Raw genomic sequence first — 20,127 nt, forward strand, 5'->3', positions numbered from 1 at the left:
GAGCGGCTCCGGTAGGTCGGGGCTCCGGTCACAGGTCGTGAGGGACTGTCTATGCACGCGCTGCTCGTCGAGGACGACGACCGCATGGCCCAAGCCCTCGGCACGGCCCTCGCGCAGCGCGGGCACACCGTCCGCCGGGTCGGGCGCGCCCTGGACGCCTTGCGGCACGTCCGCGAGGCCGAGTTCGTGCTGCTCGACCTGGGCCTCCCCGACCTCGACGGGCTGGAGCTGCTGCGGCGGCTGCGGACCGTCTGCGACGCGCCGTTGATCGTCGTGACGGCGCGCTGCGAGGAGCGCGACATCGTGCAGGGGCTGCGGGCGGGGGCCGACGACTACGTGGTCAAGCCGTTCCGGATGGCCGAGCTGATGGCCCGGATCGACTCCGTACGGCGCCGGACCGACCCGCACCCCGGCCGTACGGCCATCCCGGAACCCGCCGCGACCGGGTCCCGGCCCGTGCGCACCGGCGATGTCGAGGTGGACCTCGCCGGTCGCACCGTCACCGTCGCGGGAGCCGAAGTACGGCTCACCCGCCGTGAGTTCGACGTCCTCGCCTTTCTCGCCGCCCGACCGGACGAGGTCCATGCGCGGGCGGTGATCCTGGACCGGATCTGGGGCGACGTCTTCCTCGCGGCCTCCCGCTCCCTGGACGTCCATGTGGCGGGCATCCGCGCCAAGACCGGCCGCTCGGGCCTGGTCCGTACCGTCCGGGGCTTCGGCTACCAGCTCGGCTTCCCGGCTCCGGCCGACACCCCCGTCCCGGAGGCGGGGGACGCCCCGGACGCGGGGGGCGACGAGCGGTGAGGCGCCGGCTGCTGGCGGTGTTGATGGTGCTCATGGGGGCGGCGGCGCTGCTGCTCTGCGTCCCCCTGGCCGATGCCTACGCGCGGGGGCGCACCGAGCACCTGCTCCTGCAACGGCGCTCCGAGGCCGTACGGTTCGCCGACCTCGCCGACCGGATGCGTAGCGCCGCCGACCGGGCGGAGCTGTCGGCCGAGATCGGCCGCTACGCCCAGCTGTACGGAGCCGGGGTGGTCGTGGTCGACTCCGCCGGGGCGACGGTGGCGCGGGCCGGGACCGGTCCGGCGGCGGAAGCCGCCACGGACGCGGCCACCGACGATTCCCCGCGCGTCGGAACCTCGGACGGGTCGGACGCCCGTCGCCGCGCCCTCACCGGTCGCTCCACCGACCGACTGCCCACCCTGCGCCCCTGGGGGCCACGCACCGTCGTGCTGGCCGAGCCGGTGGGCCGGGACGAGCGGGTGAGCGGGGCGGTCCTGATGGCCGTACCCACCGAGGCCGCCCGCCGGGACGTGACGGTCCGCTGGTCGCTCATCACAGCCGGGGCGTTCGCCGCCTTCGCGGCGGCCGCCCTGGTCGCGGCCGGGATCACGCGCTGGCTGATGCGGCCTGTACTGGACCTGGACCGGGCCGTCGAGCGACTGACCGCCGGCAGCCTGCAGGCCCGGGCCGTGTCCGACACCGGTCCGCCGGAACTGCGCCACCTGCGTCAGCACTTCAACACCATGGCGGAGGCGATGGCCGACTCCATCGGCCGGCAACGCGACTTCGTCGCCGATGCCTCGCACCAGCTGCGCAATCCACTGGCCACGCTGGTGCTGCAACTGGAGAACGTCGAGCCGCACATCGCGCCCGGCCCCGGCCTGGCCGAGCACGGCCGCGCCCTGGACGAGGCGGAGCGCCTGGAGGAGCTGCTCGACGGCCTGCTGGCACTGGCCCGGGTCGAGTCGGGGACGGCGGAACTGACCGAGGAGGACGTGTCGCGGGCGGTACGCGAGCGGGTGGCGGCCTGGACGCCGGTCTTCCACGCGGCGGGGGTGGACCTGGTGGCCGCCGACCTCGCCGAAGGCCTGCGGGCTCGCACCCTGCCCGACGCGGCGGGCCGGGTCCTCGACGCGCTGCTCGACAACGCCGTCAAGTTCGTCCCGCGCGGTGGCCGCGTCGAGGTGCGCGCCGGGCAGGAGGCCGACGGGAGTACCGCCGGCCCGGCCGGTCGCGCCGGTTCCGTCGTCGTACGGGTCACGGACGACGGTCCGGGCGTACCGGAGGAGCACCTACCGCTGCTGCTACGCCGCTTCGCGCGCTCCCCGGAACACCAGAACGTCCCCGGCAGCGGCCTGGGACTGGCCATCGCCGACGAGATCGCACGGATCAGCGGCGGCCGACTCGACGTCGGCGGCCACGAGCCGCACGGCCTGATGGTGGAGCTGCGGCTCCCGGCCTCGGGCTAGGCCGTTTCTTTTGGATCACCGGATCGCTGCTCTGGGATGTAGCACCCGCTCCTCCTCGGGCTTCAGCGCCGCCGACCGAGAAGGGCAGCCTGCTGCTTCTTGAGTCGCGCGAAGCGAGTGGTGGCGTACTCCTTCAGCTCGGGCCCCGGGAACTGGATGACGGACTTGTATTCGCCGAACTCACCAGATGCCCAGCGCGCCGCGGTGATCTCGTAGCCAGCGACATGGGCGCACAGTACGAGCAGGACAGGCGGCACCTCCTCCTCGATGAGGAGGTCGGCCTTCGTGACGACCACATCGCGCATCTTCTGGATGTTGGGCAGGAAGACGGTCGTGGCCCAGATGCGCCACTCGGCGAGCTCCTCCTCGGTGGGGGGAACGTCGTGGTCGAAGGGGTGGACCCCATCGGGGCGGGCATACCGCTCGCAGAACGCCTCATAGGCACGACTGTTGGCCTCCATGAGCGCGAAGAGCGGGCCGTAGAAGTCACTCAACTGCTGGCTCACTCGGGCGAGCCGGGCCTGCCGCTGCGCGAGCCGCAGCCCATTGAGGTACGTCGCCAGGTATCCGACGAAGGCCAGACTGACAGTCATGATCACGGTGCCCATGGCGAGGATAGTAGGCCCGCTTCCTTCAGACCATCTGATCGTTGGTGTAGTTGTGCCGTTGACTGACGTGCAGTGGGCACGGATCGAGCCGTTGCTCCCAGACCGGGCGCCAAAGCGGGGTGGCCGGTGGCGGGACCACCGCGAGGTGATCGACGCGATCGCCTGGAAGTTCCAGACCGGATCGCAGTGGGTTCACCTGCCCGAGAAGTACGGCAACTGGCGGGGCGTCTACAACCGGCTTCGTATGTGGGCCGTCGATGGCACCTGGGAGCGCGTGTTCACCGCGCTCGTGGCCCAGGCCGACGCCGACGAGGACCTGAGCTGGACGGTCTCGGTGGACTCCACGATCGTGCGCGCCCACCAGCACGCGGCCGGGGCCCGCAAAGGGGGCCCCGGCCGACGAGCCGGACGACCATGCCATCGGTCGCTCCCGCGCCGGAGTGACCACCAAGACATCTCATGTCGTTGGCGGGTCAAGTTGCGTCGCCGGCGAGTGGGGCTGAGCCTTCACCGGCTCGCCGCGCGGTTGCAGAAGGCGGTAGCGTCCTCGGTATGCTGGACGGTCCTGATGTGGCGGTGGCTCTGCGAAGCGGGGTGCGTACCCGCTCTGATGCGTGGGAGTTCGTGCGCTGGTTCGCCGACGCCTGGATGGGCCGTCCGGTGGAACCGGAAGACGGCTTCACCGCAGAAGAGTTGGCGGTCGTGGAGGCTGATCTGGGATTCGAGCTGCCGGCCGCCTTGGGTGAGGGGTATGCGCTCTTCGGCCGTCGGGACGACATGACCCGGCAGCAGGACCCTCTGGTTGAGCCGTCCGGCCTCTACGTCGATGACGCCATGGGGGGCGTCCTCGTCTACCGGCGTGAGAACCAAAACTGCGCTTCCTGGGGAATCCCGCTGGCTCAGATCGAGCAGGACGATCCCCCGGTGGTGGTGGAATCGGGCCAGGGGTGGATTCCCTTTCTCGACCGGATGTCCCTGGCGTGGGTGGAGCTGGTGCTGGGCGAGTCGCTCTTCGCGGCGGACAACCTCTATGACGCCTGCGAGCTGCCCGACACTCTGATGACGGATCTCCACGCCCGCTATGCCCGGGTCGGCCTGCCCGACCATCCGATGTGGGCGAGCGAGGACGACTCGCCGGTCCGCTGGTACGCGGCTCCTGGCCGGTTGGTTCGCCGGGACGGCCTTCAGGACCAGTCGTGGATCCATGCGCGTGGGCGCACGATTTCCGATCTTGAGACCGTCCGCGAGGAGCTCCCGGGCCCCTGGGTCGGCTGAAGCCACACGCCGCTTCCGGCGCGGGCAGACGATCATGCGGCAAGCCTGAGGGAGTGCGCGAAGGGCCGTGCGGGGTCGTAGAGGGTGCGGGTCTTCAGGCAGTGGTAGAGGCAGCCGAGGAGCTTGTTGAACAGGTTCCGTAGGGCTGCGGTGTGCCGTTCGCCGCTGGCGCGTCGGCCGTCGTAGTGCTCACGGGGTTCGTGCGAGCGCAGGGCGCCGAAGGCCCACATGTAGCCAGCTGAGGCCAGGCGTTGGTTCTTGACGGCCCTGGCGACCACGACTCGGCTGCGGCCGGAGGCGCGGGTCACCGGGGCGGCGCCGGCGTATGCCTTCAACGCCCGGGCGTCGGCGAACCGCTCCCGGTCGCCGCCGATCTCGGCAAGGACCCGGGCTCCGGACGTCACCGACAGTCCGGGGAAGCTGGTGATGATCTCCGAGTCCGGGTGGGTGAGGAACGCTTCCTCGACAGCCGTTGCGAGGGCGTCGACGCTCCGGCAGGTCGCGTCGAGCTGCTGGATGAGCGCCTGGGCCTGCCTGCCCATAGCCTGTTCGACCTTCGGCAGGTGGTGCAGGCAGTCCCTGCGGAAGATCTCCCGGAGTCGTTCGACCTCGGTGTCGATCCCGCGTCGGAGCCGTCCGGCGCGGTTGAGCAGTGCACGCAGCTGGCTGCGGGTGAGCCGGGCGGCTGCAGCCGGGGTGGGTGCCGCGGCCAGGACCGCCCGGGCGTGGCTGGAGTCGAGGCCCAGCGTGCCGGCACCGTGGAAGGCCTGGAGGGCGGCGGGGAAGTATTCGCGCAGGTGGGAGCGGAGTCTGTTGACCATCTGGGTCTTGTCCCAGATCGCGTCCTGGTGGGCTCGGGCCAGGACCGCCACGGCTTGGACGAGTTCGCTGTCGGCGGGCAGCGGCCGGTGGGCGGCCATGTCTGTGCGGAGGATGTTGGCCAGCACGCGGGCGTCGGCGGCATCCGACTTGGCCCGGGCGACGCTGCTGCGGTCGCGGTAGCGCGCGGCGGCCAGCGGGTTGATTGCGTAGACCTTCCGCCCGGTGGCCCGCAGACCGGCTACCAGCAGGCCACGCGGAGTCTCGATCGCTACCGGTATGGGCTCTTCGGAGCTGTCGCCGTGGCGGGCCAGCAGTTCCAGCAGGGCGTTGAAGCCGGCGCTGTCGTCGCTGATCCTCAACTTGGCCAGTTGGGCGCCGTCCTGGTCCACCAGCGCGACGTCGTGGTGGTTCTCGGCCCAGTCGATGCCGCAGAAGATCCTGCTCAACCTCGTTCTCCTTGCGCGTTGCGTCGTTGTGCTGGTCGGCTCCGTGCGGAGCACGCGGCGCTCTGATAGAAGTGCTCGGGGCACGCCATCTCATGAGCCGTTCGTGTCTCCAGCGACCGGCAGGGACCTCGGTCTGCTGGAGAGCTCTGGGCTCGCGAACTTCTGAGAGGTCGGCCCCTGTCGGCGGGCTGAGGACATGAAACCGGGCTGACTACCGCCGGGCGGGGCGCGGTCTTGCTGAAGGGATCGCGTCCCCGGATCCACCTTGGGCCTCCACCCGGCGGCGTAGTGAGAAGGAGCCGGTCTGACCCGAGGGATCACAGTTCCGGAACGGGGCAGGCTTCCACCTCGCCAAGCGGGCCCTTGCGCTTCCGTGCTCGGGCTCACTCCTGAGCTATTAGATTCACCTCGCTGCCGACGCCGGTTGCCGGCCGCTCGCCTTCGTTCTCACTGCCGGACAGGCCGGTGACGCACCCGCCTTCGCGCACGTGATGGCCAGCTTGCGCGTTCCCCGACGACGCGGACGGCCCCGCACCAGGCCAGACGTAGTCCTGGCTGACAAGGCGTACTCATCACGCGCCATCCGCGAACACCTACGCAAACGCGGCATTCGGGCAGTCATCCCCGTTCCGGCGGACCAGCAGGGCCACCGGCTGCGGCGAGGCAGCCGGGGCGGCAGGCCACCCGCCTTCGACCGCGAGGCATACAAGCAGCGCAACACGGTCGAGCGATGCATCAACCGCTCGAAGCAGTGGCGGGGCATCGCCACTCGCTACGAGAAGACGGCGACCATCTACCTGGCAGGACTGCACATTGCAGGCATCTTCCACTGGTCCGCCCGATGATCCAAACGAAACGGCCTAGGCCCAGGCCGTCCCTAGCCGTACACCGACCGGTAGTGGCCGACCGCGCCCGGATGCAGGGGCACCTCACCGGTGGAGATGGCGAACCGCGGCTCCAGCCGGGCCCCCGCCGTCACCTCGCGCAGCAGGTCGCGCCACCGGTCGAACACCACCTGGAGCAGGTCACGTACGGCGCCCGGCGGTACGTCGGCCCGTGCCAGGAGGTAGTTGCCGACCCCGATGGTTCCCACCGGCTCCGTCAGCCCGTACACCCCGGCCGGCAGGGTGACCGCCGAGTAGACGGGGCCGTAGCGCTCCCGGAGCGCGCCGACGTGGGCGTCGAGCGGCAGGAACCGCAGCGGCAGCTCGCGGGCCAGGTCCGCCAGGGCCGGGGTGGGCACCCCTCCGGACCAGAACAGCGCGTCGACCGAGCCCTCGCGCAGGGCGCTCACCGACGGTGCGAGACCCAGTTGCCGCTCGTCCGCCGCGGCGGCCTCCGACGCGGGGGCGCCGTCGAGCCCGGCCGCCCGCAGGACCCGTTCCGCCACCACCTGTACCCCCGAGCCCGCAGCGCCTGACGCGACCGGGCGCCCGGCGAGATCCCCCACCGAGCGCACCGGCCCGGCCGCGGGGACGAGCAGGTGCGTGTAGTTCACGTACACCCTGGCCAGGGCCGTCGCGGCGGTCGGCCTCGGGAACGACTCCCGCCCGAGCACCGCGTCCTCGGCGGCGTCCGCCATGGCCAGGGCCAGCTCGACCGAGCCGTCGTCCAGCTTGCGCAGGTTGTCCACGCTGGCCGCGGTGCTCACCGGGACGATCTCGATCCGGAGACCGCTCGCCGCGACGGCCTGCGCGAGGGCCTGCCCGAACGCGTTGTACGGCCCGCCCTCGGGTCCCGTGGCGAGCCGTAGCCGCCGAACCGGTCCGGAATCCCCCGAGCAGCCGGCCGACACCCCCGCCAGGACACCGAGGCCCAGGCCCATCAGCCGCCGTCTGGTCACTTCTGCGCTGGTCACGGCGGAAGCCTAAGGGCTGTCCCGTAATCCCCGGCGGGCGCGCGGCGCCAGCTACGGCACCTCGCCGCGTTGTCGGGATCGCCCAAATACGCCCAGTATGAGGACGACCCTCCGCCTTGCGATGCACCGCATCTGACGCCGCGCGCTGACCCACCGCGGATTACGGGACAGCCCTTAGGCCGGATTGTCAAGCCACGGGATTCCGGGTCGTGACGTGTTCCTTCCTCCCCTTTTCCCTGGGTGGGGGAATGGCGAGGAAAGAACCGGAGAAACTCATGCGTATCACGACGATCATCACCGCCGCCTCCATCGCGGCATTCGCCAGTGCCATCTACGCCTGGCGCCTCCCGAAAATCGACTGCCGAGATCGGCATGTTCTGCCGATATTTCTCCACCACGACGACGTTTCGTTGTGGATCCAAATACTCTGCGGGTTCCTGTCGGGCGTGAGTGTGGTCCTGCTCAACAGAGTGCTGCCCCTATGGGCGAGTTTCGCCGTCTTCCTGGCAGCGTCACTGCCCTTTGCGGAACTGGCGCGCCGCCGCCACAATCGCCGTGTCGAAAGCCTCAGCACCTCGGCCGGTCGGAAAGACACGCCCTGGTCCCGACCGGCGCTGTGTCGCCGCGCCAGGAGAGAGCCCGCAGCCGGGACGCCATGGTCGTCACGTTCACGTCGCGATGCCGGGGGTCTTCGGGAGCTTCCGGGAAGGGGCCGATGACGGTGGCGGCCTTCGGCACCGTCCGAGCGTCGCGGGTGGGCGGCGTGGGCCGATGCCTGTGCGGGCAGCTTCAGCGAGCTCTGCACGTACCGGTACGGGGACGGCGGCCGAGGCCGACGTGCGCCGACCGGTCTGCCGGAACGTCCCTTCGCCGACGACGCGTTCGACGCGGCGATCGGCGACTTCGTCGGGAACGATGTCGGACAACCCCGTTCGGCTCGTGAGGAGTTGCGCCGGGTGAGGGGCCGGGGGGCGGATCGCCGTCACGATCCGGGTCACCCCGGCGGCTGCCGGACAGGTGCTGCTCGGGCAAGCCGCCCAAGCGGCGGGCGGCCGACCGACGCGCCTGCCTGCACCGGCTCCCGGAAACGACTCCTCTCGCGACGAGCAGGGCTTCGCCGCGCGGCCGGCGGGAGTCGTCCTGCGGCCGAGTCGGGCCCGCGCCGCCGCTGACCTCCGTACGCCCCGTCCCCCGTCCCCCGTCCCCCGTCCCCCGTCCCCCGTCCCCCGGTAGCGTCGCCGCCATGCGCTACCACCACGTCGACGTCTTCACCGACCGCCCCTACAGCGGCAACAGCCTCGCGGTGTTTCCCGAAGCCGATCCGCTGACCGGCGCCCAGATGCGGGCGATCACGCAGGAACTGCGGCACTTCGAGTCCGTCTTCCTCGTCCGCGACACCGCACGCGGGCGCTCACGCACGTGGCGGGCGCGCGTCTTCGACCTCGCGGGGGAGCTGGACTTCGCCGGGCACCCCCTCATCGGCGCCGCCGCGGTGCTGCACGCCCTGCACGGCGCCGCGGACCACGAGGCCTGGACCCTGCGCCTGCCCGGCCGTCCGGTGGAGGTCACCACCGAACGCCGGGGCCCTGGTCGGTACGCGAGCCTCCTCGACCAGGGCGCGGCGGCGTTCCTCGGTCGCCCCGACCCCGAGGGCCTGGCCGGCCTCTTCGCCCTCGAACCGGCCGATCTGGACCCCGATCTGCCCCCGGAGGTGGTCTCCACGGGCCTGCGCTACCTGGTGCTCCCCGTACGCGGCGACGCGCTCGCCCGCGCCCGTGTCACTCAGCCGCTCGACGCGCCCTTGGCCCGCGCCGGCGCCGAGTTCGCCTACCTGCTGGACGCCGCGGCCATGGAGGGCAGGCACTGGAACAACGACGGGCTCCTGGAGGACGTCGCCACCGGGAGCGGTGCGGGCTGCGCCGCCGCCTATCTGCGCGGCCACGGCCGGATCGGCTCCGGGGAGCGCACCCTGCTGCGCCAGGGCCGCTTCACCGGGCGACCCAGCAAGATGACCGTCAGCGCCGACGGCCACGGCCGCGCCATCGGCCCGGTACGCGTCGGAGGCGGCGTCGCACTCGTCGGGGAGGGACACCTGCGCGAGCTCCCGCCCTCCTGAGGGGCGCGAGGCTCGCCGAGCGAGCGGGGTCACGCGGACCTACGCTGATGGTGTTGCCCGGGTCCTCGGACGGCAGGAGACCATGCCGTGAAGCCAACCCACCTCCGGCTACGCCGGGCCTGCGCGGCCGCCGCCGCCACAGGAGTGCTCATCGCCCCGGCGGCCGCGGGCTCCGCGTCGGGGGCGTCCGCTCCCGAACGGTCCGCCCCCTTCTCCGCGGCCGCGGCCCCCACGCCCACCCCGACCCCCACCCCCACTCCTTCGTCGGACGCCGATACGGGCTTCACGGCGCTCACACCGGCCGTCGCGGCGCAACTCGACGCCGCCGTGCGCCGGGTCATGCGCGAGGCGCGGGTGCCGGGTGTGACGGTCGGGCTGTGGGCCCCCGGCAAGGGGAGCTACCTACGGTCCTTCGGCGTGGCGGACAAGGCGACCGGCGCACCGATGACTCCCGACCTCCACGTGCGCATCGGCAGTGAGACCAAGACGTTCACCGTCACCGCCCTCCTCCAGCTCGTGGACCAGGGCAAGGTGGGTCTGGACGACACCATCGGGAAGTACGTCGCAGGCGTTCCGAACGGCGACCGCATCACCCTGCGGGAACTGGCCGGCATGCGCAGCGGGCTCTTCAACTACAGCCTGGACGAAGCCTTCGTGAAGAAGTTCGAGGCCGATCCGCAGCAGTCCTTCACACCGCGGCAGTTGCTCGACGTCGCCTTCGCGCACCCCGTGCTGTTCGAGCCGGGCGCGGAGTTCGACTACAGCAACACCAACCTGATCCTGCTCGGTCTGGTCGTGGAGAAGGTCACCGGCCGGCCGCTCCACGACGTGATCACCAAGGACGTCCTGGGACCGGCCGGGCTGCGCAGCACGGTCTTCCCGACGAGCCCCGCCCTGCCGGCGCCGTACGCGCACGGCTACACCGACCAGACGGCCTCGGGCCGGGTCGAGGACTCGACCCACTGGAATCCGTCCTGGGCCTGGGCCGCCGGAGAGATGGTCTCCGACGTCCAGAACCTGCGCAGTTGGGCCCGTACCCTCGCCACCGGCACGCTGTTGAAGCCGGCGACGCAGGCCGAACGCCTGAAGACCACCCCGATGGACATCCCGGGCGCGGGCTACGGCCTCGGCATCTTCGACGTCCAGGGCTGGATCGGCCACAACGGCTCGATCCCCGGGTACGAGGTGCTGCCCGTCTACCTGCCGTCCGCCCAGGCGACGATGGTCATCGTCCTGAACACCGACAGCCAGTACAAGGGTCAGGAGCCCAGCACGCTCTTCGGCGAGGCGGTCACCGGCATCGTCACTCCTGATCACGTGTATCCCGGCCACAAACCGGTCGCGCCCAAGGCGGGCTGACGGCGGGGGCTGCCGTGAGCGTGGTCATCGGTACGTGGAACCTGGAGAACCTGTGCCGCCCCCTGCCCCCGGGCAGCCCGCGTTCGAACCGCTGCGCCGCGAAGGACGAGGCCACCTACCGGGCGAAGCTGGAGGGCCTCGCGGCCACCATCGACCACCTCGCGCCCGATCTCCTCGGCGTCCAGGAGGTGGGCAGCCACGAGGCGCTGACCGATCTGGTCGACCGGCTCGACGGCGACTGGCACGTCGCCCTGTCCACCCATCCCGACCGGCGCGGCATCCGGGCCGGCTTCCTCAGCCGCCGGCCGCTGACCGTGGTCGAGGACCGCACCGCCTTCCCGGACCATCTCCCACCCGTCCAGGTCGAGGACGACGGAACGATGACCAGGAGGATGGGGCGCGGCGGCCTGGTCGTCCGGTGGAGTCCCGCGCCCGGCCACACCGTGTCGGTGGCCGTCTGTCACCTCAAGTCGAAGCTGCTGACCTTCCCGGGCAACCGCCACAGCACGGACGACGAGCGACTGCGGGCCCGCTACGCCGCGTACGCCCTGTACCGCCGCGCCGCCGAGGCCGTCACCATGCGCTTCGTGGCCGACCAGCTGCTGCGCGGCGACGGTCGTACGCACGAGGTGATCGTGATGGGCGACCTCAACGACGAGTTCAAGGCGGCCACCACGCAGATCCTGTACGGCCCGCCCGGCTCGCAGATCGGCACCGGTGGCTTCCAGGACACCGACCTCGGCGACCTGCGGCGCCTGTGGAACCTCGCGCCGAGCATCCTGGACCAGGGTGGTTTCTCCCGCGTCTTCGAGGGCCAGAAGGAACTCATCGATCACATCCTGGTGAGCCGGGCCCTGTTGCCGCGGCTGGAACGGGTCTTCACCGGCCCCGAGCGGCTGCCCACGGTGGACGGCGCGCACCCGGCCGCACCGCACGACAGCCCCTCCGACCACGCGGCGGTCCTCGCCGTGCTCGACTACTGACGCCACGCTCGACCCGTGCTCGACCACCGACCGTCTCCCCTCTTCCCGCGGTTCCCGGCCGTCCCGCCCGTCGCACGCGCCGACCGGAAAAGCCCTGCCGGCAAGCGGAGGCTGATGGTCCCTCAGTGTCGGCCCGCGGCCGGAATCGGCTGGGAGAAATTCCGGTCGGCCGACCGATTTCACGCCGATGGACAATCCGGAAACAGCCGGTAAAACACAGCCGCTCGGCCGCCGGTAGGGCCCTGATCGGCCGCGTTCAAAAGATGCCCGGGTCAACTGTGTTGTCCGCCAGATGAGTTACTACCCAGAAGACATGGAACGTCGCACAGAGTTCGGGTAGCTTTCTGTCACGTCGCCGCCACACCCGGGGCACAGGGCCCCATGGGACTAGCGGCACAAAGGACCCGACCCCTGTTGACGACAGCAACCGAAGTCTTCACAGTCCGGCCGTACACCCCGCATTGCCAGGTGATCAGCACCGAAGGCGATCATGCCGTCATAGGCATTTCCCCGGGGAACAGTTACTTCTCGGCCCAACGTGTCAATGACCTTGCCCACTGGGGCCTGCGCAACTTCGAGCAGGTCGATCTCATCTACACCGACATGCACGTGGCCGAGATGTACGAGGCTCTCGGCTACGGCGAGGACGAAGCACGGCGGAAGGCGGTGAAGAACCTGCGCGGCGTCCGCGCCAAGGTCAACAACGCCGCCGCGGAGGCCGATCCCACCGGCGCCCGCCTCCGTGCCCGCCCGATGTCCTCACTCACCGACATCCCCGCCTACCGTGCGCTCCACCGGCACCTGACCAACCTGCTGGACACCGACCCGGAGTTCCGCAAGACCAGCAACTCGCTGGTCGATGCCTTCCTCTCGTCCAAGGTGCTGAACGGGAAGGCCGCCACGACGCGACAGCGTGAGGTGTGCCTGGAGTACGTCTGCGCGGAAATGCCGCTCTTCCTCGACACGCCGGCCATTCTCGGTGTGCCGTCCTCCCTCAATTGCTACCACCAGCTCCTGCCCATGGCGGAACTGCTCTACTCACGCGGCTCGGGCCTGCGCGCCTCGCGCAACCAGGGTCACGCCATCATCACCCCCGCCGAAGGAGCCTCCGATGACCACTGACACCCTGCTCGACTTCCCCTTCTCGGCGCGCGGCGATCAGCTCCCGCCCGAGATCGAGGACCTGCGCAGCGAGCCGGTGAAGCGGGTACGCACGATAGCCGGCGACGAAGCCTGGCTGGTCTCCTCCTATCCGCTGGCCAAGCAGGTCCTCGAAGACCCCCGGTTCAGCCTGAAGGACACCTCGGCCCCCGGCGTGCCCCGCCAGTACGCGCTGACGATCCCGCCCGAGGTCGTCAACAACATGGGCAACATCACCGGCGCGGGGCTGCGCAAGGCCGTGCTCAAGGCGATCAACCCCAAGACCGACGGGCTCACCGACTGGATGCGCGCCCAGGCCACCAGCCTGGTCGACGGCCTCCTGAGCCACGGGGCGCCGGTCGACCTGCGCGGCCAGTTCACCAACCCGTACGCCGAGAACCTGCACTGCCGCATCCTCGGCGTTCCCGAGTCCGACGCGCCGCGCCTCGCGGCCAGCCTCGACATCGCGTTCATGAACTCGGCCTGCCCGGTGACCGGCGCCAAGCTCAACTGGGACCGCGACATCGCCTACATGGTGGAGCGGCTCGACGACCCCACCACCACCGGCCTGATCGCCGAGCTCGCCGCTCTGCGCAACGACCCCGACTACGACCACCTGACGGACGAGATGCTCGCCACCGTGGGCGTCACCCTGTTCGGTGCGGGGGTCATCTCCACCATGGGCTTCCTGACCATGGCGATCGTCTCCCTCCTCCAGAACCCGGAGATGTGGGAGCGGCTGCGCAAGGAGCCGGAGAAGATCCCGGCCGCGGTGGACGAACTCCTGCGCATCAACCTGTCGATCGCCGACGGCCTTCCCCGGCTCGCACTGGAGGACGTCACCCTGGGCGACGTCGAGGTCAAGAAGGGCGAGCTCATGCTCGTCCTGGTCGAGGCCGCCAACACCGACCCCGACGTGTACCCCGACCCGCACGTCGCGGACATCGACCGGCCGAACGCCGGCACGCACCTCTCCTTCGGAGGCGGACAGCACTACTGCCCGGCCACCGCTCTCGGCAAGCGGCACACCGAGATCGCCATCGAGGTGCTCCTGGAGAAGATGCCCGACCTCGCTCTCGCCGTGCCGGTGGACCAGCTCGTGTGGCGTACCCGCTTCATGAAGCGCATCCCGGAGCGCCTGCCCGTGCTCTGGTAGATCGCGTCGGCGCGGGGGGACGACGCGCCTGCTCGATGATGGCCTCGGCCGGGGGGAATCCGGCCGGGGCCATCGCCCTGTCCTACGTCAGGAACGCCGCCGTGGTCGCCACGAACCGGTCCGCGTCATCGAGCCAGGGGTGGTGGCCCGCGCCGGGTTGTACGACGAGTGTGGCGCCCGGGATCAGCTCGGCGAACGCGGCCACCGCCCGAGGGGGGCTGTTCACGTCGAACTCCCCCGCGAGCAGCAGCGCGGGGTTCCGCCAGGTGGCGAGCGCGGCCCGGGTGGCCTGCGGGTCGAAGGCGCCGTCGGCCGCGAAGAGGGTGACGGCTTCCGTGTTGTCCGGGCGGGCCGCCGCGTGGTGCCGCCGGGCCGCGTCGTCCCAACGTCCGTGGAAGAAGGGGCTGATGGCCTCCCGGTCGCCGGCGGTGCCGGCGCCCTCGGTGATCGCCCGCAGCGCCGCGAACGCCTCGGGGAACCAGGGCTCGTCCTTCCGTAGCCGTGCGAGTTCCCGTCGGCTCTCTCCCGTGATCTCCACGCCGACGGCCCGGGTGCCGGGGGTGATCAGGGCGAGCCTGCGGACCCGGTCCGGGTACCGGGCCACGTACCGCGCGGCGAGGTTCGCGCCGCCGGAGTGGGCGAGCAGATCGATCCGGGCGAGACCGAGGTGCTCGCGCAGGGCCTCGACGTCCTCGACGAGGCGGTCGCAGCGGTAGGAGGAGGTGTCCTCGGGAACCGCGGACCGGCCGGTGCCGCGCAGGTCCAGGGCGATCAGCCGGCGGTGCGCGGACAGACCTCCGAGGTCACCGAGGTAGGCGGAGTCCGCCGGGCCGCCGGGGAGACAGACGAGCGGGTCGCCGCTCCCGTGGACGCGGTAGGCGAGCCGGGTTCCGTCGGGCGCGGTGAAAGTGGGCATGTCGCGGATCCTGCCGGCCATAACCTGGTTGTACAACCAGGTTATGAACGAAAGGGTGCCCGGGTGTATAACCGATTTGTGGCAGACCGAGAGAGTGACGAGGGCGCACCCGGCACGCTGACCGAGGAACAGGCCGTGCGGATGCTCGCCGGGATGAACGAGGTCATCCGCGCCGGTGAGGAGATGCGGAAGCTGCGCGCCGAGATGATCAAACTGTTCGTCGGCTTCGGCTGGACCCAGGACACGATCGCCCGGATCGCGGACATGAGTCAGCCCGCCGTCTCCAAGCAGGTGGCGAAGTACGGGATCGAGGACCTCGCCGCGCCGATGGGGCTCGCCCTCGACCAGTACGACATCCCGTGGCTCGAAGGGCGCCTGTGGGGGCTCGCGGAGGCGGTCGCCGAGACCCTCGACACCGCGCGCTGCACCCGCTGCGTCGATGCCCTGGCCCGGGGCCGCAAGCGCTTCACGCCCCGCACCGTCGACGAGCTGCGGCGCCTCCTCGAAGACGACCTGACACGCCGTCGAGCGGAACTGCCCGCCGCCTTCCGGGCCGCGTACGACGAGATCAGCCGCGGCCTCGACGTCCCGCCCAAGGCGACGACCGGCACCACCGCGCCGGTGGCGGCCTCGCCCTCGGTCCGCCGTACCCTCGCCCACCAGGTGCAGCGCGACCGGCTCCGTGACGCGTACTGAACCCGCGCCCCTGTGGTTGTACGCCCGCGAGAGCAACCACTGGGACGTCACCTTCCGCGGCGGCGGCGCGGCCTGCACCTCCGCGGCCGGCTCCTGAGCGCCGCACGACCACCGAGCGGCCCGGCCGGGCCCGGCGCACTCCCGCGGGGCCCGGCCGGGCCTCACCGTCCGTCCTCCCCCAGCACCTCCCCGATCACGTACCTGGCGTTGGCCGCCATCGCCGGGTTCGTCCTGCGGTAGTAGGGCAGCGCGTTCAGCGCCTGCGAGAGCGTCCTCCCCCGGCCGCGACGCCAGGTCACGTCGTCCACGCCGAGCTCCGCGCGGAAGACCGCCCTGGCATCGGCCGGCAACAGGTTCCACGCCGGGAACAGATCGCAGGCCGGATCCCCCACCCCCATGCACCCGAAGTCGATGACCGCGCTCAACCTGCCCCCGGCCACCAGCAGGTTCCCCGGCGTCAGATCGGCGTGCAGCCACACCGGTGGCCCGTCCGGCTCCGGAGCCCGCACCGCGTCCTCCCATACGGCGGCCACGGCATCGCAGTCGACGCCCTCCTCCGGGATCCGGCGCAGTTGCTCGATCGCCGCCCGGGTCGGCGCGTCGAGCAGGGCGAGCGACCCTCCGCGGTAAGCCTTCGGCGCCCCCGGCAGGGTGACGCACCGCATCGCCGCCACGAACCCGGCCAGGTCGCGGGCCAACGCCACGGGCTCACGCAGCGCCCCCGCCTCGGGGTTCGCCCCCGGCAGCCACCGCAGGACCGACCACGACCACGGGTACCCCTCGGCGGACTTCCCGGTCCCGAGGACTTCCGGGACGGGCGTGGGCAGTCGGGGTGCCAGGCGGGGCAGCCACTCCCCCTCCATCGCCACGTCCTCGGCCCCACCCGCCAGCATCGGCAGCCGTATGACCATGTCGTCACCCAGCCGGTACATCACGTTGACCGTGCCGGGCGACGGCAGCCGCTCCACGGGCAGGTCGGCCCACCGGGGGAACTGCCCGGCGATCAGCCGGCGTACGAGGTCCTCGTCGACGGGGTGCGCGCCCGGATGCATCTGTGCAGTGCTCATGGACCGCCATCCGATCGTCGACCGCCCACGAGGTCAAACCCTTTTGCCGGAGCGCCCGCGCGGCGCCGTTGCCCGATCGGGGTCGTGATCGTTTGCGTGACCGACAGAACATTCGGGGCGGTCATCGACGGACGGGCGAGTGGTCGGGTTGAGAGTCACGAGAAGGACTCTGCTGCGGGCGGCTTCGACCGGCGCCCTGACGGCGCTGCTCGGCCGCGTCCCCGAGGCGTCGGCCACGCCCGGTGGGGTCGCCCCGGGCGACGCCACGGAGAACCTGGTCCGGCTGCGGTTCACCCGGGCGACCAACGGCGCGGCCACCGCCACCGCCACCGGGGAGCGGGTCGTCGCCGAGGTGCAGGGCGTTCTCTGGTCACTGCCCCCGAACGGCGCCCCGGCGACGCCGCTGACCCCGCCCGACCTCGAACCCGGCCGTCCGGTGCTCTCCCCCGACGGCCGCCAGGTGGGGATGAGCGCCTACCGCGGCGGCACCTTCCACATCTGGGTGATGAACGCGGACGGCTCCGGCCTGCGCCCGCTCACCGACGGCCCGTTCGACCACCGCGCGCCCGCCTGGTCACCCGACGGCCGCAGCCTCGCCTTCTGTTCCGAGCGTGGCGGCGATCCGGTGGCCGGGAGCCCGTACCGGATCTGGACCGTCCCCGTCACCGGGGGCCGCCCGCGCCGGCTGACGGGACTCCCCGGACAGCACGGTCCCGGCCAGGACGGCGAGTGGGAGGACTTCGACCCGGTCTGGTCACCGGACGGCGCGCGCGTGCTGTTCGTACGCGGCACACCCACCGGGGAAACCCTGACCGCCCGGACCATCGCCTCCGTCGCCGCCGAACCCACCGTCGGGGACCCGGTCCGCGTCGAGCACACCGTCACCGACGGCCGGCTGCTGGCCCCCGCGCTGTCCCCGTCCGGACGCACCGCCTGGCTGTCCGCGGCCCCCGGCCCCCGCAAGGCCGAGAACCTCTCCCTCGTCGTCGACGGCCGGCCGGTCCCCCTCGACGGCGACCTGGCGCCCGCTCCCCCGCGCTGGATCGGCGACGACCGGCTGCTGATCACCCTCGACGGCCGGTTCCGGGTGATCCGCCCGCACCGGGAGGACGGCACCGCCGGCCGCGAGATCCCCCTCGACGCCACCCTCGGAGTGCCCCGGCCCCGATACCGGGTCAAGGAGTACGTCCTGGAGGCCGATCGGAGCCTTCCGGTCCGGGGCATCCACCAGCCCGCGCTCTCCCCCGACGGCCTCGGTGTCGCCTTCGCCGCGCTGAACGCCCTGTGGGTCGCCCCCGTCAGCGGCGGCGCGGTCCGCAAGGTCGTCCAGGCCCCCGTCACGGCGTACGTACAGGGTCCGGTGTGGAGCCCGGACGGCCGCGCGCTGGTCTACACCGACGACCGCGACGGCCTGAACGGCGTGCGTCGCCGGGAACTCGACACCGGCAGGGAGGCCGTCCTGGCTCCGGGCGGCCGCGTCTACGGCGTGTTGTCGCCGGACGGCACGAAGCTCGCCACCCTCGACCTCGCAGGCAGGCTCCTCGTCCGCGACCTCGCGACCGGGACCGAGACCCCGCTGGTCACGTCCCTCGGAGGCGGCGGTCTGCCCGGCCCGCCCAGCTGGTCCCCCGACGGCCGCCACCTCGCCCTGTGCGACCGCAACCGGCTCAGCCGGCGCTTCCGCGAGGGCTACAACCTCATCCGGATCGTCGACGCCGGCACCGGGGCGGCCCGCCTCCACGCGCTCGCCCCGCACGCCTCGCTCTCGGACCGCTACGCCTCCGGCCCGGTCTGGTCACCCGACGGCCGCTTCCTGGCCTGCGTCGCCGAGTCGGCCCTCTGGCTCTTGCCCGTCGCCCCCGACGGCACCCCGACCGGACCGGCCCGCCGCCTGACCGACGAACCCGCCGACCATCCTTCGTGGTCCGCCGATTCCCGCACCCTGCTCTACCAGTCCTGCGCCCGGCTTCGCCTGCTGTCCCTCGACGCCGCCGGCGCACCGGCCGGAGCACCCCGGACCGTGCCGCTCTCCCTGACCTACCGGCGCCCCGCACCCGTCGACACCGTCGTGCGCGCGGGACTGCTGTGGGACGCCACCGGCTCCGCGCCCCGGGCCGACGTCGACATCCTGATCGCCGGCGGCCGGATCACCGCCGTCGAACCGCACCGACCGGGCCGCCGCGCGACCCGCACGGTGGACGCCTCCGACGCCACGGTCCTGCCGGGCCTGTGGGACTCCCACGTCCATCCGTACCCCTACACCTACGGGGCGCGGCAGGGCGCGCTGCACCTCGCCTACGGGGTCACCACCGTGGTCTCGCTCGGCGGTTCCGCCTACGAACAGGCCCGGCTCCGCGAGGACATCCGGGCCGGACGGCTCGCCTCCCCCCGCCTGCTGGCCGGCGGGGAGCTCCTCGACGGCTCGCGCGTCGCCTACAGCATGGGGCGCGCCCATCGCACGCGTGCGGGGTTCGCGCGCTCGCTGGCCCGGGCGGCGGCGCTGGACTGGGACTTCGTCAAGACGTACGTACGGGCGCCGTACCCGTACATGGCCGAGGCGGCGCGGTTCGCGCACGAGCGACTCGGTGTCCTGGCCGGCTCCCATCTGTGCGCTCCTGGCATCCGGTCGGGCCAGGACCTGACCACGCATCTGGTGGCGACCGAGCGTGCCGAGTACGGGCACGGCGCGACCCCGCGGGGGCACACCTACCAGGACACCCTGGAGGTCTACACGCACGGCGGTTTCGACCTGATCGCCACCCCCTTCACGGCGCTCCCGCTGATCGGCGCCGACCCGGCGCTCGCCGACGATGTCCGGGTGACGTCCCTGATGCCGCCGTGGGACGCGGCGGCCGTGCGGGCCGCGGCGGCCAGGCCGCCGAGTACGGAGCAGAGCCTCGCCCTGGAGCGGGAGGTCGGCGTCTACCGGAGCGTCATGACGGGCGGCGGGCGTCTGGCGCTCGGCACCGACGCACCGCTCACCCCGGTCGGTCTCCATCTCCACCTGGCGCTGCGGGCCTTGCACCGGTACGGCCTGTCACCGGCGGAGGCTCTGACGACGGTGACGCTGACCCCGGCGCGGATGTTCGGCGTCGCGGACCGGCTCGGCACGATCGAGCCCGGCCGGATCGCCGACCTCACCCTGATCGGGGGCGACCCCTTCACCGACTTCGACGACCTGGTGCGCGTACGGTCCACCGTCCGCGGCGGGACGCTCCGCGAACGCCCTTCCCTGGAAAGGGCCTTCACCTCGGCCGCCCCGGGGTCCGGGGACTGGCGAACGGTGCTGGACCAGATGCTGCGCGACGGCTGCTGCACCCCGCACGACCAGGCCGTCACCTTCGGATCATCGCGCTGACCAGATGAAGAGGGCGGCGTCGCCGGTGTCACTCTCTCGGCATCCGGGTCGCCACGTGATCCATGCGGCCCGGGG

15 protein-coding genes and 2 pseudogenes are annotated in these 20,127 nt (G+C 71.9%); 12 read left to right on the forward strand and 5 right to left on the reverse strand.

Features of this window, described 5'->3' with window-relative positions; all coding sequences use genetic code 11:
* The first annotated feature begins 51 nt into the window (after positions 1–51).
* The gene (locus tag ACWG52_RS00825; RefSeq protein WP_389802871.1) at positions 52–804 is read left to right on the forward strand and encodes a response regulator transcription factor; all 753 of its coding nucleotides are present in this window, start codon (positions 52–54) and stop codon (positions 802–804) included.
* Complete coding sequence (locus tag ACWG52_RS00830; protein WP_453127467.1) at positions 801–2,252, forward strand: ATP-binding protein; 1,452 nt, start codon at positions 801–803, stop codon at positions 2,250–2,252. Before ACWG52_RS00825 ends, ACWG52_RS00830 begins: the two co-directional genes overlap by 4 nt.
* Positions 2,253–2,314: 62 nt before the next feature.
* On the opposite strand, the gene ACWG52_RS00835 is transcribed toward ACWG52_RS00830, so the two are convergent.
* The gene (locus ACWG52_RS00835) at positions 2,315–2,860 is read right to left on the reverse strand and encodes a hypothetical protein (RefSeq protein WP_453127469.1); all 546 of its coding nucleotides are present in this window, start codon (positions 2,858–2,860) and stop codon (positions 2,315–2,317) included.
* Here ACWG52_RS00835 and ACWG52_RS00840 point away from each other — a divergent pair.
* Positions 2,859–3,248 (forward strand): annotated as a pseudogene (locus ACWG52_RS00840) (IS5 family transposase); the annotation flags it as partial. The gene ACWG52_RS00835 and the pseudogene ACWG52_RS00840 sit on opposite strands and share 2 nt — an antisense overlap.
* Positions 3,249–3,412: 164 nt before the next feature.
* Complete coding sequence (locus ACWG52_RS00845) at positions 3,413–4,135, forward strand: SMI1/KNR4 family protein (protein WP_453129104.1); 723 nt, start codon at positions 3,413–3,415, stop codon at positions 4,133–4,135.
* A 32-nt stretch (positions 4,136–4,167) separates the two neighbouring features.
* Here ACWG52_RS00845 and ACWG52_RS00850 read toward each other — a convergent pair whose 3' ends face one another.
* A complete protein-coding gene (locus ACWG52_RS00850; protein ID WP_453127470.1) occupies positions 4,168–5,403 on the reverse strand; it encodes an IS110 family transposase in 1,236 nt (411 codons plus the stop codon).
* A 401-nt stretch (positions 5,404–5,804) separates the two neighbouring features.
* Between ACWG52_RS00850 and ACWG52_RS00855 the strand changes: the two are divergent.
* Positions 5,805–6,248: pseudogene (locus ACWG52_RS00855) on the forward strand (IS5 family transposase); the annotation flags it as partial.
* Between the two features lie 32 nt (positions 6,249–6,280).
* Here the strand turns inward: ACWG52_RS00855 and ACWG52_RS00860 are convergent.
* The gene (locus ACWG52_RS00860; RefSeq protein ID WP_453127472.1) at positions 6,281–7,261 is read right to left on the reverse strand and encodes a TAXI family TRAP transporter solute-binding subunit; all 981 of its coding nucleotides are present in this window, start codon (positions 7,259–7,261) and stop codon (positions 6,281–6,283) included.
* A gap of 1,243 nt (positions 7,262–8,504) precedes the next feature.
* Between ACWG52_RS00860 and ACWG52_RS00865 the strand changes: the two genes are divergently transcribed.
* From ACWG52_RS00865 to ACWG52_RS00885, 5 genes are all read left to right on the forward strand, one after another.
* Positions 8,505–9,377 carry a PhzF family phenazine biosynthesis protein gene (locus tag ACWG52_RS00865; RefSeq protein WP_453127474.1) on the forward strand — a complete coding sequence of 291 codons (873 nt, stop codon included), beginning with the start codon at positions 8,505–8,507 and terminating at the stop codon, positions 9,375–9,377.
* Between the two features lie 87 nt (positions 9,378–9,464).
* Entirely contained in the window at positions 9,465–10,736 is a 1,272-nt protein-coding gene (locus ACWG52_RS00870; RefSeq protein ID WP_390139053.1) for a serine hydrolase domain-containing protein, read from the forward strand.
* A 14-nt stretch (positions 10,737–10,750) separates the two neighbouring features.
* Entirely contained in the window at positions 10,751–11,719 is a 969-nt protein-coding gene (locus tag ACWG52_RS00875; RefSeq protein ID WP_390139051.1) for an endonuclease/exonuclease/phosphatase family protein, read from the forward strand.
* 381 nt (positions 11,720–12,100) lie between these two features.
* The gene (locus ACWG52_RS00880) at positions 12,101–12,841 is read left to right on the forward strand and encodes a tRNA-dependent cyclodipeptide synthase (RefSeq protein ID WP_078909088.1); all 741 of its coding nucleotides are present in this window, start codon (positions 12,101–12,103) and stop codon (positions 12,839–12,841) included.
* Positions 12,831–14,015: a cytochrome P450 gene (locus ACWG52_RS00885; protein ID WP_389802850.1), complete on the forward strand. Its 1,185-nt coding sequence runs from the start codon at positions 12,831–12,833 to the stop codon at positions 14,013–14,015. Before ACWG52_RS00880 ends, ACWG52_RS00885 begins: the two co-directional genes overlap by 11 nt.
* A gap of 82 nt (positions 14,016–14,097) precedes the next feature.
* On the opposite strand, the gene ACWG52_RS00890 is transcribed toward ACWG52_RS00885, so the two are convergent.
* Complete coding sequence (locus ACWG52_RS00890) at positions 14,098–14,931, reverse strand: alpha/beta fold hydrolase (RefSeq protein WP_389802847.1); 834 nt, start codon at positions 14,929–14,931, stop codon at positions 14,098–14,100.
* A 78-nt stretch (positions 14,932–15,009) separates the two neighbouring features.
* Here ACWG52_RS00890 and ACWG52_RS00895 point away from each other — a divergent pair, with 78 nt between their 5' ends.
* The gene (locus ACWG52_RS00895) at positions 15,010–15,627 is read left to right on the forward strand and encodes a sigma-70 family RNA polymerase sigma factor (RefSeq protein WP_389802844.1); all 618 of its coding nucleotides are present in this window, start codon (positions 15,010–15,012) and stop codon (positions 15,625–15,627) included.
* Positions 15,628–15,788: 161 nt separating this feature from the next.
* Here ACWG52_RS00895 and ACWG52_RS00900 read toward each other — a convergent pair whose 3' ends face one another.
* A complete protein-coding gene (locus ACWG52_RS00900) occupies positions 15,789–16,694 on the reverse strand; it encodes an aminoglycoside phosphotransferase family protein (protein ID WP_389802841.1) in 906 nt (301 codons plus the stop codon).
* 148 nt (positions 16,695–16,842) lie between these two features.
* On the opposite strand from ACWG52_RS00900, the gene ACWG52_RS00905 reads away from it, so the two are divergent.
* Positions 16,843–20,052 carry an amidohydrolase family protein gene (locus ACWG52_RS00905; protein ID WP_453127479.1) on the forward strand — a complete coding sequence of 1,070 codons (3,210 nt, stop codon included), beginning with the start codon at positions 16,843–16,845 and terminating at the stop codon, positions 20,050–20,052.
* The last annotated feature ends 75 nt before the right edge of the window (positions 20,053–20,127 follow it).

The sequence above is a fragment of the Streptomyces sp. CLCI03 genome, from assembly GCF_053615355.1.

Bases quoted from the DNA above. Each gene is read 5' to 3' on its own strand.
- ACWG52_RS00845 (WP_453129104.1), top strand. From the start codon at position 3,413: ATGCTGGACGGTCCTGATGTGGCGGTGGCTCTGCGAAGCGGGGTGCGT.
- ACWG52_RS00835 (WP_453127469.1), bottom strand. From the start codon at position 2,860: ATGGGCACCGTGATCATGACTGTCAGTCTGGCCTTCGTCGGATACCTG.
- ACWG52_RS00880 (WP_078909088.1), top strand. From the start codon at position 12,101: ATGGGACTAGCGGCACAAAGGACCCGACCCCTGTTGACGACAGCAACC.
- ACWG52_RS00890 (WP_389802847.1), bottom strand. From the start codon at position 14,931: ATGCCCACTTTCACCGCGCCCGACGGAACCCGGCTCGCCTACCGCGTC.
- ACWG52_RS00885 (WP_389802850.1), top strand. From the start codon at position 12,831: ATGACCACTGACACCCTGCTCGACTTCCCCTTCTCGGCGCGCGGCGAT.
- ACWG52_RS00900 (WP_389802841.1), bottom strand. From the start codon at position 16,694: ATGAGCACTGCACAGATGCATCCGGGCGCGCACCCCGTCGACGAGGAC.
- ACWG52_RS00825 (WP_389802871.1), top strand. From the start codon at position 52: ATGCACGCGCTGCTCGTCGAGGACGACGACCGCATGGCCCAAGCCCTC.
- ACWG52_RS00865 (WP_453127474.1), top strand. From the start codon at position 8,505: ATGCGCTACCACCACGTCGACGTCTTCACCGACCGCCCCTACAGCGGC.